The organism is Bacteroidetes bacterium SB0662_bin_6 (genome assembly GCA_009839485.1).
In the GTDB taxonomy this organism is placed as follows: domain Bacteria; phylum Bacteroidota; class Rhodothermia; order Rhodothermales; family VXPQ01; genus VXPQ01.
In genome coordinates this window covers 38,264-51,444 of the sequence record VXPQ01000047.1, presented here as the reverse complement: position 1 = coordinate 51,444, position 13,181 = coordinate 38,264, and the positions used below count along the sequence as shown (strand labels likewise).

13 protein-coding genes are annotated in these 13,181 nt (G+C 57.7%); 1 reads left to right on the top strand and 12 read right to left on the bottom strand.

Going from position 1 to position 13,181, the window contains the following annotated elements; translation table 11 throughout:
• Positions 1-120: 120 nt before the first annotated feature.
• The 11 genes from ybeY to F4Y00_09340 all read right to left on the bottom strand — a co-directional run bounded on the left by ybeY (position 121) and on the right by F4Y00_09340 (position 9,646).
• Positions 121-717, bottom strand: a complete 597-nt coding sequence (gene ybeY, locus F4Y00_09390) for an rRNA maturation RNase YbeY (protein MYE05167.1) — start codon at positions 715-717, stop codon at positions 121-123.
• A complete protein-coding gene (locus tag F4Y00_09385) occupies positions 591-1,046 on the bottom strand; it encodes a hypothetical protein (protein MYE05166.1) in 456 nt (151 codons plus the stop codon). The genes ybeY and F4Y00_09385 overlap by 127 nt, the downstream gene beginning before the upstream one ends.
• Positions 1,047-1,102: 56 nt before the next feature.
• A complete protein-coding gene (locus F4Y00_09380; GenBank protein MYE05165.1) occupies positions 1,103-1,399 on the bottom strand; it encodes a cold-shock protein in 297 nt (98 codons plus the stop codon).
• A gap of 205 nt (positions 1,400-1,604) precedes the next feature.
• Positions 1,605-4,478, bottom strand: a complete 2,874-nt coding sequence (locus tag F4Y00_09375; protein MYE05164.1) for a DUF2723 domain-containing protein — start codon at positions 4,476-4,478, stop codon at positions 1,605-1,607.
• 105 nt (positions 4,479-4,583) lie between these two features.
• On the bottom strand, positions 4,584-5,354 hold the full coding sequence (locus F4Y00_09370) for a cytochrome c oxidase subunit II (GenBank protein MYE05163.1): 771 nt from the start codon (positions 5,352-5,354) through the stop codon (positions 4,584-4,586).
• 80 nt (positions 5,355-5,434) lie between these two features.
• Positions 5,435-5,725, bottom strand: a complete 291-nt coding sequence (locus F4Y00_09365) for a hypothetical protein (GenBank protein MYE05162.1) — start codon at positions 5,723-5,725, stop codon at positions 5,435-5,437.
• Positions 5,722-5,931 carry a hypothetical protein gene (locus tag F4Y00_09360; GenBank protein ID MYE05161.1) on the bottom strand — a complete coding sequence of 70 codons (210 nt, stop codon included), beginning with the start codon at positions 5,929-5,931 and terminating at the stop codon, positions 5,722-5,724. The genes F4Y00_09365 and F4Y00_09360 overlap by 4 nt, the downstream gene beginning before the upstream one ends.
• Positions 5,932-5,933: 2 nt before the next feature.
• Positions 5,934-6,251, bottom strand: coding sequence for a cytochrome-c oxidase (locus tag F4Y00_09355; GenBank protein ID MYE05160.1), 318 nt, complete (start codon positions 6,249-6,251; stop codon positions 5,934-5,936).
• Between the two features lie 39 nt (positions 6,252-6,290).
• Positions 6,291-6,908, bottom strand: a complete 618-nt coding sequence (locus tag F4Y00_09350) for a heme-copper oxidase subunit III (GenBank protein ID MYE05159.1) — start codon at positions 6,906-6,908, stop codon at positions 6,291-6,293.
• Positions 6,909-6,964: 56 nt separating this feature from the next.
• The gene (locus tag F4Y00_09345) at positions 6,965-8,743 is read right to left on the bottom strand and encodes a cytochrome C oxidase subunit I (GenBank protein ID MYE05158.1); all 1,779 of its coding nucleotides are present in this window, start codon (positions 8,741-8,743) and stop codon (positions 6,965-6,967) included.
• A 108-nt stretch (positions 8,744-8,851) separates the two neighbouring features.
• Positions 8,852-9,646: a hypothetical protein gene (locus F4Y00_09340; GenBank protein MYE05157.1), complete on the bottom strand. Its 795-nt coding sequence runs from the start codon at positions 9,644-9,646 to the stop codon at positions 8,852-8,854.
• A gap of 100 nt (positions 9,647-9,746) precedes the next feature.
• On the opposite strand from F4Y00_09340, the gene F4Y00_09335 reads away from it, so the two are divergent.
• Positions 9,747-10,106: a hypothetical protein gene (locus F4Y00_09335; protein ID MYE05156.1), complete on the top strand. Its 360-nt coding sequence runs from the start codon at positions 9,747-9,749 to the stop codon at positions 10,104-10,106.
• A gap of 205 nt (positions 10,107-10,311) precedes the next feature.
• Here F4Y00_09335 and F4Y00_09330 read toward each other — a convergent pair whose 3' ends face one another.
• Positions 10,312-13,146: a TonB-dependent receptor gene (locus F4Y00_09330; protein ID MYE05155.1), complete on the bottom strand. Its 2,835-nt coding sequence runs from the start codon at positions 13,144-13,146 to the stop codon at positions 10,312-10,314.
• Between the last annotated feature and the right edge of the window lie 35 nt (positions 13,147-13,181).

Sequence of the window (13,181 nt, the reverse complement as noted above, 5' to 3'; positions counted from 1 at the left end):
TAGGATACCTCTTTAGGTCGAACAACCTTATGATGCAGCGCAGATGCGCCCCTCTTCGTATTACGGAATCGGCACGAAATTATCAACGGATACGACGGTAAAACAGAAGATTCCCGCCAATCATGACGACGAATGTCTTGTTGCGTGCAGGTAACGGTCTTCGAGCGCATGCATTTTTGCTTTCTCCGCCGGGGTTTTGTCGAGATAACCGATCAGGTGCAAGAGGCCATGGATGGCATAGCGCATGGCTTCCTCCTCTGCGTCCACCCCGAATTCGCGACAACGTTCACGCGCCGTATCGAAATCAATATAGATTTCCCCATCCACGACCCGTTTCCCTGCTTTCTCTTCTTCGGGATGATAATCGAAGGCCAGTACGTCTGTAGGCTCATCGCATGCCCGGTAGCGCCGGTGCAGATCCTGTACTGTCTCGCGGCCGGCCACCACCAGCACAAGGTGCCGGGCCGTTACACCCTCGGCAGACAGTACATGCGTCAGTACCCGGCGACAACGATCTGCCGGAAGCTTGCAGGAAGGATGCTGCAACGCGACCGTAAAATCGCCTTCCGGATGGGTTTTATCCCCGCGCATCAACGGAGGTCGTCGAAGAGCGTCTCGGTCATCGAGAGCGCAACGCTGCTCATTACGAGTTCCGGGGCCAACTGCGTGAAGTCGGCGGAGAGCAGGCGTTCGTCCACGTTGGAATACAGGGAGCATCCCGCTTCCCGTTCTATCACGAGCCCATGGGCGGCGCCTGCACGGCGTGCGAAAAAAAGAACTTCACCCAGTTCTTCACTGGCGATAAACCCTGTGCATCCCTGGAGCTGCAGGAAAGAGCCGATAGCGTATACGGAAATGAGATTTGCGGCCTGATCGTGCCGCACGTCCTCGGGCAGATCCAGTTCGGGCGTGATTTCCAGCGAGAGCCGTCGACCGCTTGCTTTGTCCAGAAGTTCGTAGCGGACCAATGCGGGTTCGCGCCGGGCCGGTACTCCCAGCACGCTGGCAATACGATCAAAATCCTTGTCGGAAAATGCGAAGGGCATAACAGGAGCGCCTGCGAAAAACGAAGGATTGTTTGAGGAAGGGGCCGGACTGCGCCTCAGTACGTCTCCTCGGGATATTCCTCTGTTTCCGGGGGAACCTCATCGTCTTCCGACAAGGGACTGCCAAAGTCCTCCGGTTCTTCGTCGGGCACGACATTGACGGCATGCAACCCCTTGTCGCCTTCCTCCAGATCGAACGTAACAGCCTGTTCCTTACGCAACGTTTTGAACCGTTCCTCCGTCTGAATCGAGGAATAATGCACAAAAATGTCCGCCTCTCCGTCGGGATGCACGATGAAGCCGTACCCTCTTTTGGCATCGAACCATTTTACGATGCTTCGGTGCGTGCTCATGACAATGCCTCTGAAATTCGGGATCGGTTGGTGGCAGGCAGTCTGTTTGGCACGAGGTTTTTCGTGGAGTCTGCACCGAGTTTATGGAAAAAATCGGGCGCATAATGAATATACGAAAAAAAATATACAGGCAAAGCCCGCTTCCGTCGAAAATTCACACTCTCGGACGAAGAATCGTGCCGGAGCTTCCGCCGGTCTGCAGGGCTTATTCGGGAGGGGTTTCCTGTTCGAGCGATTGTTCGTATTCCTCGTTCATACGCCGGTAATCTTCCGCCGACATCCTGATCGTGGAGTCTCCAAGAATGTCCGCAAGGCGTCCGTTGAGCGCCGACGCGGCTTCATAATCGCTTGCCTGGAGATAAATGCCCCGAAGTACTTGCACATACGATGCGGCAAGTTCCAGATCGCGGTTCGTCTCTCCATGTTCGATGCGCCGCAGGACCAGTGGTTCGGCGCCCTTTGCAACCTCGGTGGCTTTCTCGATCTCCCCGGCTTCGAAATAAGCCCGCGCCAGCAACAGGTAGGATTGCTCGTCGCCCGGGATCGTATCGAACGGCACCTTTACCATAAGGGTATCGAGCAGCGCCGTTGCCTGCTGCGTTTCCCCGGCGAAGGCAATCGATTGGGCGGTATGCGCGAAGATGTTGCGGTAGTTGTCCGCCATACCGCGGATGGTCTCGTCGTAATAGACCTTCGGGTTGTTCAGGTTGCGGAACCGGAAATTGCCCAGAATGCCGGGCGCTACGGAAGGCGCGACCCGGCCGAAACGTTCCCCGTGCCGGATAGGCACGATCTTGAACGCCTGCCCCTCAAGGTGAAAGAAATCCTGCAGATCGAGCTGGCCGTCCGGGCTTACCGTCACGGCAAAGTACACGGGACGCTGCCACCCCTGCCGCGCGTTCGTGGCCACGATATCCAGCGAGGCCTGATCGGCGACATATACGATGTTGTGTTCGTCGTTGTAAGGCCGTCCCTCCAATCGCCAGCGCATCGGGTTCATGATCAGATTGGTGTCGGCGATTCCCGGAAGGAATATCTCGGATTCCGGTGCGAACCGGTCGGTATTCACCGGCAGTTCGATGTCGCGCGGAATCCACGCTGCCACACTGATCTGGTCGATCATGTCGTCGGACATGGAGAGGGGGAGCGGCGACGATTCCCGCGACCACTGGTTCTTGAGTTGCCGGATATACCATGAGGTATTGAGCAGCGACAGGTTGACGACGCGCACATCCGTCCGCTGGCCCTCAACCTCCTGCAGATACCAGAGGGGGAACGTATCGTTGTCCCCGTTGGTGAAGAGGATGGCTTCCTCTTCCAGACCGTTCAGCATGTTCCAGGCGTAATCCGTCGCGATGTAATTGCCGGATCGGTCGTGATCGAACCAGTTCTCCCGTACCATCCAGGCAGGCGCTGCAAGGAACAGGACCACCCCCAGCGCGAGCATGGCGCTGCGCACCTTTCGCTGGTCCCACGCAGTATGGATCATTTCACGCAGAGAGTACAGGATGCCGGTAGCCCCCAACCCGATCCACAAGGAAAATGCGAAGAAGCTGGCCACATAGGCGTAGTCCCGCTCGCGAGGTTGCAACGGCGTCTGGTTCAGATATACGATAATGCCGATGCCCGTGATGAGAAATAGCGTAAGCACGCTCAGCGCCCGACGCCAGTCCCTGTTGAAGTGAAAACCGGCGCCGATCAGGCCCAGAAGCAATGGCAGCGCATAGTACACGTTCCGGGACGCCCTTGTCGAGGGAGTCGTCATGAGGTAGTCGTTCGCCCCGATACGCTCATCGATAAACCCGAAGCCGGTGGCCGGCGGCGCATCCTGCACATCGCTTGCCCTGCCCATGAATTGCCACAGGAAATAGCGGATATACATGTGTCCGATCTGGTATCTCAGGAAAAATTGCCAATCCGAATCGTACAGCGCATAATGGGGATGGTGCGCCGGTTCCGGCGAATATCTGCGAGGAAAGAATTTCTCGTTCGCATAGTCGATGTTGCGGATCCGGTTGTCGAACGTGTACCCCTTCAGGAGCGGCAATTCGCCGTATTGTTCGCGTTTCAGGTAGGAAACGATCGCCTCGGTCGTTTCCGGATCGTTCTCGTCGATGGGAGGATCTGCAGCGCTGCGGATGAAGATCAGCGCATAACTCGAATACCCGATAAGCACGACGGCCAGGCTCAGAGCGACGAGATTCGCCGTAGCCCACTTTTTTTTGTGCGTGTACCATACGCCGAATGTTGCGGCGGCAATCACGAACAGCATAAAGAAAAGGGGACTCCCGGTTTGTCCGGCGATGGTGGGCAGATACTGCACCACGCCGGGGTACACGACCAGGAAAATGACTACGGAGGCGCATCCGGTCCACAGTATGCCGCGCCATCGTTTCCCCGATCCCCAGGAAGGTTTTTCGATTTCCGTGAAATAAACGATCAGGGCAATGAAGAATACGGCAAGCAGATTGAGCAGATGTACGCCGATAGCAAGGCCTACCAGATAGGAGATGAGGACAAGGTGCCGGTGAGCATGTCGCCCTGTCGGGAGTTGGTTCCCGGCAAACGTCTTTTCTTCTTTGCGGGCCTCCTCACTCCACTTCATAACCAGCCAGACGACCAGGGCCGTGAAACACATCGAGAGACCGTAGACTTCAGCCTCGACGGCATTGAACCAGAACGAATCCGTGGCGGCGAACGTGATAGCGCCTACGACGCCACCGGACAGGGCGGCAATGCGGTGTTCCGGGGACGGGTCCTCCTGACCCCTTTCCTGAACCTGCCATTCGCGCACGAGCCGCACGATGATCAGGTGCGTGAGCAGCACCGTCACGGCGCTGGCGAGCACGGACACGAAGTTTACGGAAAGAGCCACGTACGCGGTCGGCGCGAACATGGAGAAGAGGCGCCCGACGAGCATGTAAAACGGCGCTCCGGGGGGGTGGGATACCTCGAGCAGATTGGCGATGGCGATGAACTCGCCGGCATCCCAGAAAGAGGCGGTCGGCGCTACAGTGAGCCCGTACAGCACGAGCGCGAACAGAAAAACGGCGCCCGCAACGATTCTATGTGTGGTCATGGATGCATGGCATGTACGGGAAAACGATACCTCTGCTAACGCCGACCGGTACCGGGCGTTTCATGGAGTGGGTGCGGGGCCGGAACAGGCCCCCCGAGAAGACCGCTATACCCCGGCCCGTTCGGACTGCTCCGCCAGCCATGCGGCATACCCCTCCGCGGTGTGCACCGTGAAGTAGCCGCGCATCCGATAGTGGCCCAGGCCACAGAGTTGCGCACAAGCGATTTCCCAGTCGCCCGTGCGGATGGGCGTGAAATAAAGGGGAATGGACAATCCGGGAATAGCGTCCTGCTTGACCCGCATTTCGGTCAGCGTGAAACTGTGAATCACATCCTTGGACGTGAGGTGCACGATCACCGGCTTGTTCACCGGCACATGCAGTTCATTGACGGTCACGATGTCGTCCGCAGCGGCCGGATCGTCCGGTTGCAGACCGATCGGATTGGTTAGCAGGTCCACCAAATGAACGTCCCGCTGCCCGAACACGCCATCGGGCCCCGGATAATGGATGTTCCAGGCGAACTGCTCGGCAATCACATGTACGACGGTGGACTCCTCCTCGGACGGGTAGTTGTCCTCCGCGCGGAGCGTCGCCCAGGTCGGAATCGCAAACGCGAAAAGCAGCACCAGTTCCGCAACGATCACGCCCACTTCATGGTAGGTCGAGAAGTGCGACTTTGTACCGTAGTAGTCGGCTTTGGGATTTCTGGAAGCCCGGAATCGGTACAACGTATATACAAAGAAGGGCGCCCAGATGAGGAACATCACCAGCATCAGCCAGTGCACCAGCCCCATCATGGCGTCGATTTCCGCACTGTGCGCCGACGCCGCCTCAGGCAGTCCAAGATAATTCGTGAGGTCAAGCCACTTTAACATGTGAATTGCCGGGCGGATGGATGGACATTCATGGTATGATTCGGTGCGCTGTCATATGCATCGTTACATCGAGCGAAGTCTCACTTCACAGGGCGCAATTCGCCCTCTTCCGTCATCACGGCCTCGCCCCGGGCAAGCAACCGGGCCCGGCGGCGCAGGCGAATAAAAAACGCACTCACGCCCCCGCCCACGAAACCCGTTACGCCTATCAGAAGCAGCATGGCCATGCTGATGCCTTGGGTCGTCGAATTTTCCACAGCGTTGGCGCCCCAGCACACCTCGCAAGCGGCGGCCGTATAAGGAAGCAGCACCAGCCATGCAGAGCCAAGCACTGCGGCGGAAACAGCGATACGACGAACGGCGCCTGTCATAATTTTCCTCCGGCGATATAGCCCGTACGCGTCACCTTCTTCAGAAAACGCACACCGTAGACAACCAGGGCGGCGCCCACGAGAAACGCAACTCCCGCAGCCGCAGCCGACAACGCGCCATTGTCCGTAAGCGCCCATACCCCGAAGCCCAGGGACAACAGCGCAGAGGCCACGATGAACACGATATGGAAGGCCTTCAACGACATGGTCAGAATCCGAAAATCTCCGTGCCTCCCTGATCCACGTAATACACGCTGAACAGAAGGAACATAACCAGCAATAACGCGAGGCTCAACCAGACGAGCCACCGGATAACCTGCTCCTCCGAAACGAGGTGCATGAAATAGGCCGCCACCAGCCCCGCCTTGACGGTCGCGATCAGCAAGGCGACAATGAGCGCCGGCACAAAGGGAAGTTCAAGATAGCCCACGACTACCGTGACCACCGTAAGGACAGCCAGCGATCCAAAAACAAGCATGTACACGCGGACATGCTTTTTTATTTCCTCAACAGAATGCTCGCTCATAATGCGCTGTACGTTGGCCAGGCCTGCGCGCCTGGCGTGTTAAAGCAGATAAATCGTCGGAAAGAGGAATATCCACACGAGATCGACAAAGTGCCAGTAAAGTCCTGCGATCTCGATCCGGTTCGTAAATTGTTTCGGGTTCGTCTTCCACATGCGGGCGCCCGGCCACATGAAGTACATGTTGACGATAATGCCGCCGATCACGTGGAGGCCGTGCAGGCCGGTCAGCACGAAGTAGATGGCAAGGAAATTGTTCTCGGCGGGCAGGTACCCGTGGCTGAACTTTTCGCCGTACTCGAAAGCCTTTACCACCAGGAAGGCGAAGCCGAGCGCAATGGTGGCGCCCATATACAACCGGTACCGGTCGAACCGTTGCATCGCAAGGGACGCCCAGGACATCACCATCGTGACGCTCGACCCGATAAGTATGATCGTATTGAGGGTGGCCAGCGGAACGTTCAGAATGTCCGAAGCCCGTTCGTACATATGTCCCCCGATCTCGCCGGGCCATTCGGGCGCGCCGATGCGCAGGAAGATATATGCCGAGAACAGCCCGCCGAACAGCATGACTTCGGAGGCGAGAAAAAGCCACACTCCGATCTTTGCATTGTTCACGCCCGTATCAGGCCGGGGCGCAACGGTGAATGGAATTTGCATGGCGGTCAGGGTTCACAAACGGGTTTCATACATACGGCAGGCAGTCCGGTCTCGCATTAATCTTCCGATGCCTCGGCAGGCGGAGCATTTTGCGGCCAGTAATCTTCGTCATGGTCCGGGTGACTGTATTCGTACGGATCCCGGTACACCTGCGGCAAATCGTGGAAGTTGCCGTGCCCGACAGGTGGAGACGGGGCCGCCGACCATTCGATGGTCGTGGCGTCCCAGTGGTTGTCTGTGGCAGCTTTCCCCTTCTTCAGGCTGATAAGAAGATTCACGATAAACGGAATCTGGAAAACGAACAGCACCCATGAGGCGATCGACATCACTTCGTTGTAGACGATCACATCCTGTGCATGGGCGTAAATCTCTCCTCCGTCGTACAACCGCCTCGAAACGCCGGCTAACCCCTGGATAAGCATGGGAAAGAAGATGAAATTCATGCTGACGATCGTGCCCCAGAAGTGAATCTTGCCGAGCGTGTCGTTCAGGGTCCGCCCGGTCATCTTCGGGAACCAGTAATAAATGCCGGCCATGAGCGCGAGAATAGTGCCCGGCGCCACCACATAATGAAAGTGCCCTATCACGTAATAGGTATCGTGCAGAGGAATATCGGTGGCCGCCAGTCCCAGCGGCAACCCCGTAAGCCCGCCGATGCCGAACATGGGCAGAAAGCCCAGTGCAAAGAGCATGGGTGTCGTAAACCGGATGGAACCGCCCCACAGCGACAAGACAAGCGCCGTAAGAATAATCACCGACGGGATCGAAATGATCATCGTGGTGGTCTGGAAAAACACGCTCATCACCTGCCCCATTCCGGTAATGAACATGTGATGCGCCCAGACGATGAACGACATGAAGCCAAGGAAAATCAGGGAGTACACCATCGCCTTGAATCCCCGTAGCGGCCTTCGCGAGTTGTTGGCGATAATCTCCGCGACGATCCCCATGGCCGGCAGCACCAGCACATACACCTCCGGGTGAGCCAGGAACCAGAACAGATGCTGCCAGAGCAATGGGCTTCCTCCGCCCGCCACATCGACCACCTCGCCGCTGACGACAAGCCCCGACGGCATAAAGAAACTGGTGTCGAGCAAGCGGTCGGCCAGCATCAGAAAGGAAGCAGCCTCCAGGGGAGGAAACGCCAGCAGCAACAGAAAAGACGTGATAAACTGCGCCCACACGAAGAAGGGCATCCGCATGAAGGTCATCCCCTCGGCCCGAAGCTGCACGATGGTCGTCAGAAAATTGACGGCGCCCAGCAGAGACGACGTGATGAGAAAAACCATGCCGAGAAGCCACATCGTCTGCCCCATCGACTCGATGACAGACAAGGGGGCATACGAGGTCCAGCCGGCCTTGGCGGCGCCGGCGGGCACAAAGAAACTGCCCAGCATGATCACGCCGCCCACGAAAAAGGCCCAGTAGCTGGCCATGTTGAGTTTCGGGAACGCCATGTCCGGCGCACCGATCTGCAGCGGAACAATGTAGTTGCCGAACGCCCCCACCGCCAGCGGCACGATACCGAGAAACACCATAATGGTGCCGTGCATGGCGCCCAATTGGTTGTAGAATTCGGGGAGCATCACCCCCCCGGGCATCGTGTCGTCGGTGAAAAGCCAGCCGATGAGCGGGACAGGTTCTCCGGGATAGGCGAGTTGCCACCGCATGAGCATCACGAGCGAGAACCCGAACAGCAGAAAAAGAAGCGCCGTAATGCCGTACTGAATCCCGATGACCTTGTGGTCGGTCGAGAAAATGTATTTCCTCCAGAAGGAGTCGTGGTGAACGTCTTCCCCGTGGTGGCCTTCCGGGACGGCTGCGTGATCAGCCATAATGATCGATCGGACTTATTCGTCAGGAAAAATGGAGGGGGGGCGGCATACGCCCGGCGCAGCGAGGAAAACCGCCTCACTGCGCCGGACGCGTGTCGTTGCCGGCGTTTATGCCTCTGCTCCGTCGCCGAAGGTAAAATCGAGCGTAACGGATTCGCCGTCGGCCACGCTCACGCTCTGCTCCGTCACGCCGTATTCTTCGTGCCAGGCTTCGATGACATAGTCGCCTGCAGGCAGACCGTCTATGGAGTACGCACCCGACTCATCGGATGTGCTGAAATAGGGATGCGCCGTGACGCCCGCGAACGATTCCATCCACGGATGCACGTCGCATTTGATGCGGGCCCCGATTTCGGGAACCCGGAACGTTTCCGTGCGCTCCTGTCCCGCCAGAGGCATCCCGAAATTGAACGAACGATTCTCATTCGGCTGCGCATGAATGTTGTGCAGCAAGGCGTCGCTGTTGCGAATCAGGATGGGCTGTCCGGCCTGTACGCCGAACACATGGGGGGTATACGTGCATCCCACCTGATCCAGCACCACCGGTTCGGAAGAAGCCGGGAACGTCATATCTCCGAGGCCGTCCTTCACATACACGAAGACCCAGCGCAACGTGCCGTTGTCGTTCACGACCACCTTTTCGCTGAGCGCAGCGGCCATGCCGCTCTCGCTGCGGATATCCATACACTCGCGGTCGATATTTAGCTCTTGTTGCTCGGGGGCCGTGCCCGTAAACTGAATGGATCCCGACACCACAGCACTTCCCGCCGGCGTATATTCCTCTGCAACCGTATCGCCGCCCTCCGCGGAGTCACTGCCGGCGTCGGAGCCACCGCCGCCGCAGCCCGCGATAAGCATCGCGACCAGAGCGATCGGCAGCATGGAAAATGTAATTCTGTTCATGGGGTGCGTTCCTGCGTTTGGTTAAGAAGCGGTATGTGCGTATCTATGCACGATTATCGTCGATAGTATAGCAATACTAAAAATAAATTTGTGTGAAAAGATGGAATGGCTTTGGCCGCTGTTCGAACCTTACGTGCGCAAGCGTTTCGAGCGCCGGGGAATAGACGACCCGGACATGTCCGATCTGGATACCGCTTTCCTGCGCCTCCTGGGATCCGCCACGGTCACCATTCTGGTGCAGGAACCCTGGCGCGGCTCGGTCCGCTTCAAGGGACTGGACCGCCTCCCGGCAGCGGAATGCATGGACCTGTTCCGGGATCCCGAGGCATATCTGTTCGAACGCTTCGGGGGCGGAAAATACAAACTCAATTTCCACGAGGGATGGAATTTCGTGGCGACCCAGAACTTCAAGCCCGAAGGCGAACCGAAGTGGACGGATTTGCCTGATCTGGGGACATGACGGCGGGATGCGCAGGAATCCAGAGATTGGAACATGGTTCTGTGGGTCCGGGACGCGCCTTGAAGCAAAACATCGGGCCCCGGATTCGTCCGCCAGCCTGCGGTTTGTCGTACCCTTATGTTTTGCGGAAAGGGGCGTCCCGGACCCGCGTTTTCGATCCAGCGTACTTCTTTCGGGACAGGCGCCGGACCCTGTCGATCGCTGGCTACAGATCTATTCGTATGTCGCGCCCCTTACCCTTCAATCCGGCGCCTGACGCCGGAGAAAGCCGGTAGGAAAATTTCAGCAGAATGTGGCGCCCCAGCGAAGCGATCCGCTCCTCCCGGATGTAGGTGTTCGTGTTGGAAAACCGGACATCCTCGTTCCGTCCAAGCAGATCGAATCCCGCCAGTTCGATATCGGCGCGTTCGTTCATCACGGACCGCGCAATGGAAGCCCCCAGAATGGGTACGCTGTCCACGTCGCCAAACACTTCCCGGGAATACAGCCGGTAATCGAGCGAACCGGTTACACGCCATTTTTCGGTGAGATACAGGGTTGCATCGGCGTAGTACGTACGGTTGACGTACTGCTGGTTCTGTGCTGCATTCAGCGAATAGCTCACCGCATTGAACGTGTACCGGGCGCCTGCCCGTATGTCGAACAGGTCTGTATTCCTGTTATTCAGGCTGACATCGATGGTATGGCGAAAAATGCGCGCTCTGTTCTCGGCTTCGTTGACGTATTCGAGGCTGCGTTCGAAGAACGGATTGTTGGCGACATTGACTTCCACGCCAAGAGGACGAACAGGCATGCCGAAATGGGTGCTTCCGGAAAACATCCAGGCGCCCTCCGCATTGACCGGGGTAATGACCTGCCGGAGCCGCTCGTCCACCATTCTCGACTGTACAATGTCGTTGTTTACGTATTCACTCCGGGCAAATACAAACAGCTTCATAAACGTGAACGGATCGTAGAACGAAAAGCGCAGATTCATATTGTGGCGATATTCCGGCTTCAGCGCAGGATTTCCCGCACGCACAAGCAGCGGGTTCGTGTTGTTTGTAAGGGGTTGCAGGTCCGTAACGGACGGCTCGCGCGCACGCGCGGAATACTCCAGGGAGAAATCCATACGCTCGCCCAAATCATAGTCGAAGTGCGCTCGGGGCAACACATGCGTATAGGCGTTTTCTATGCGCGGACGGGAAGCCGCGCCTACCGCATCCGCGATCATTCCTTCCAGCGACGATCTTTGGAGATTGGCGCCTATGCCGGCCTTGAATCTTTCTCCGCTTGCCTGATATCGAACACCCCCCTGTACGTAGGAATAGCTGCGGTCGTATCCGGAAGAAAGCCGGTCGTTGAAGATGGACGCACCGGATGCCATATCGAACACCGACTGCCTGCGCTCTTCCTCCAACTGCCGGCTCTCGACCTGAAATTCCAGTCTCCCGCCTGTCCCCACCGGCTCGATGTACGAAAGCCTCTGTGTCGAACTGAATGAATTCCCGGGACGGGTTTGCAACTGCATGATCTCGTCACTCGAAAGCACGTTCCCTTCCTCGAGGAATTTCGTGATCGAATGGAGATTACCGGACATCTCATTGTCGTTCAGACTGCCCCGCACTTCCCCGACGAGGCTCCGGCCTTTTTCGTCCAGCCGGCGGCGCCATGTAAGGGAGCCGTTCCCGCCCAGATTATCGCTTTCCGATCGGTAATCAATCACGGCCTCGTTCACGCTCGCTCCCCTCGCCAGCGTAGCGGTTTCCGAGATATTCGTCAGGGAGGAAGTACCCGCCCTCAGGTTGCCACGCAGCCGCAGGTCATGCCCTTCCCCAAATTCATGCAAGGCGTTCACCGTCAGCCGGTGGGTCAGGTTATCGGTGGTCCGTCCTCCGGTCTCGTTGACGAAAGAGGACTGCACGGGACCAAGCAATTGTTGCTGCTGCGCCACGCGATCCTGCCGGTTATCCACGTTCGACAGAAAATAGCTGGCATGCGCCGAGGTGTTTGCCCCGAAATCCCTGTTCGCATTCAACCCGACCGAAAACGTCTCGGACAACCCGTCCCGGTTATTGAACAAACCGCCGCCGTCCTGAAGGATTAATCTCCCCCCCATGGCCTCCAGACCTCCCAGCAGCGTAGCGATATCGCCGAACGAAAAATTCTGCCGGTTGACGTTGTTGACGTTCCCGATGAGAGACAACTGGGTGGACGGGTCGAACCGGTTTACGGAAACGTCGCCGTCGTAGCGTTCCTCGCTCCCGTACCCTCCGGTCACATGGCCGAAATACCCTTTCTCCGCTTCCTCCTTCAGGTCCAGATTGATGGTTTTGACGTCTTCTCCATCCTCGATACCGGTAAACTCCTCCATATCCGACGCCTTATCGTATACCTGCACCTTTTCGACCACATTCGCGGGCAGATTTCTGGTAGCGATGGTGGGATCGTCCCCGAAAAACTCCTTGTCCTCTACCAGCACTTTCTGCACTTCCTCGCCTTGCGCCCGGATCGTGCCATCGTCCTCCACCTCTACGCCGGGCAATCGCCGGAGCAGGTCTTCCACCATGTCATTGGGGCGCACCGCGAAGGCAGCGGCATTGTATTCGAGCGTATCCATTTTGACCACAATGGGAATATGCTCGGCGCCGACGACCAGTTCGTCCAGTTCGACGGTCGAGGATTCGAGCACGATGGTTCCCGCATCGTAGTCGCCGCCCGACAGATCCATGTCCTGCCGGTGCGTCCGAAACCCGACATAGGTGACCTGCAGGATATACGCCCCTTCAGGAACGCGCCGCAGCGTAAACGCTCCGTCCCGATTGGTCGTCGAGAACCGGGTCAGTACCGAATCCTCGCGAGTGAGCGCCACCACGGTTGCGCCCGAAAGTCCCGCACCCGTCGAATCCACCACCACGCCGGTGACTTCGAAACGGCCGGCCTGCGCCGCAGCCGTTTCCGGCCGGAACACAAAAGGGAGCAAACAAACAACTACTCCGAGGCCCACCGCTCGCCAACCAATGTACGCGTGTTTCATAACAGGGACGGCATCAGATTTCATAACCGGGAAGAAAACAGATCAGGATGGTCGCAAGC

Excerpts from the sequence above, each read along its gene's own strand:
- ybeY (MYE05167.1), bottom strand. The coding sequence starts at position 717 with ATGCTCCCTGTATTCCAACGTGGACGAACGCCTGCTCTCCGCCGACTT.
- F4Y00_09385 (MYE05166.1), bottom strand. The coding sequence starts at position 1,046 with ATGCCCTTCGCATTTTCCGACAAGGATTTTGATCGTATTGCCAGCGTG.
- F4Y00_09380 (MYE05165.1), bottom strand. The coding sequence starts at position 1,399 with ATGAGCACGCACCGAAGCATCGTAAAATGGTTCGATGCCAAAAGAGGG.
- F4Y00_09375 (MYE05164.1), bottom strand. The coding sequence starts at position 4,478 with ATGACCACACATAGAATCGTTGCGGGCGCCGTTTTTCTGTTCGCGCTC.
- F4Y00_09370 (MYE05163.1), bottom strand. The coding sequence starts at position 5,354 with ATGTTAAAGTGGCTTGACCTCACGAATTATCTTGGACTGCCTGAGGCG.
- F4Y00_09365 (MYE05162.1), bottom strand. The coding sequence starts at position 5,725 with ATGACAGGCGCCGTTCGTCGTATCGCTGTTTCCGCCGCAGTGCTTGGC.
- F4Y00_09360 (MYE05161.1), bottom strand. The coding sequence starts at position 5,931 with ATGTCGTTGAAGGCCTTCCATATCGTGTTCATCGTGGCCTCTGCGCTG.
- F4Y00_09355 (MYE05160.1), bottom strand. The coding sequence starts at position 6,251 with ATGAGCGAGCATTCTGTTGAGGAAATAAAAAAGCATGTCCGCGTGTAC.
- F4Y00_09350 (MYE05159.1), bottom strand. The coding sequence starts at position 6,908 with ATGCAAATTCCATTCACCGTTGCGCCCCGGCCTGATACGGGCGTGAAC.
- F4Y00_09345 (MYE05158.1), bottom strand. The coding sequence starts at position 8,743 with ATGGCTGATCACGCAGCCGTCCCGGAAGGCCACCACGGGGAAGACGTT.
- F4Y00_09340 (MYE05157.1), bottom strand. The coding sequence starts at position 9,646 with ATGAACAGAATTACATTTTCCATGCTGCCGATCGCTCTGGTCGCGATG.
- F4Y00_09335 (MYE05156.1), top strand. The coding sequence starts at position 9,747 with ATGGAATGGCTTTGGCCGCTGTTCGAACCTTACGTGCGCAAGCGTTTC.
- F4Y00_09330 (MYE05155.1), bottom strand. The coding sequence starts at position 13,146 with ATGAAATCTGATGCCGTCCCTGTTATGAAACACGCGTACATTGGTTGG.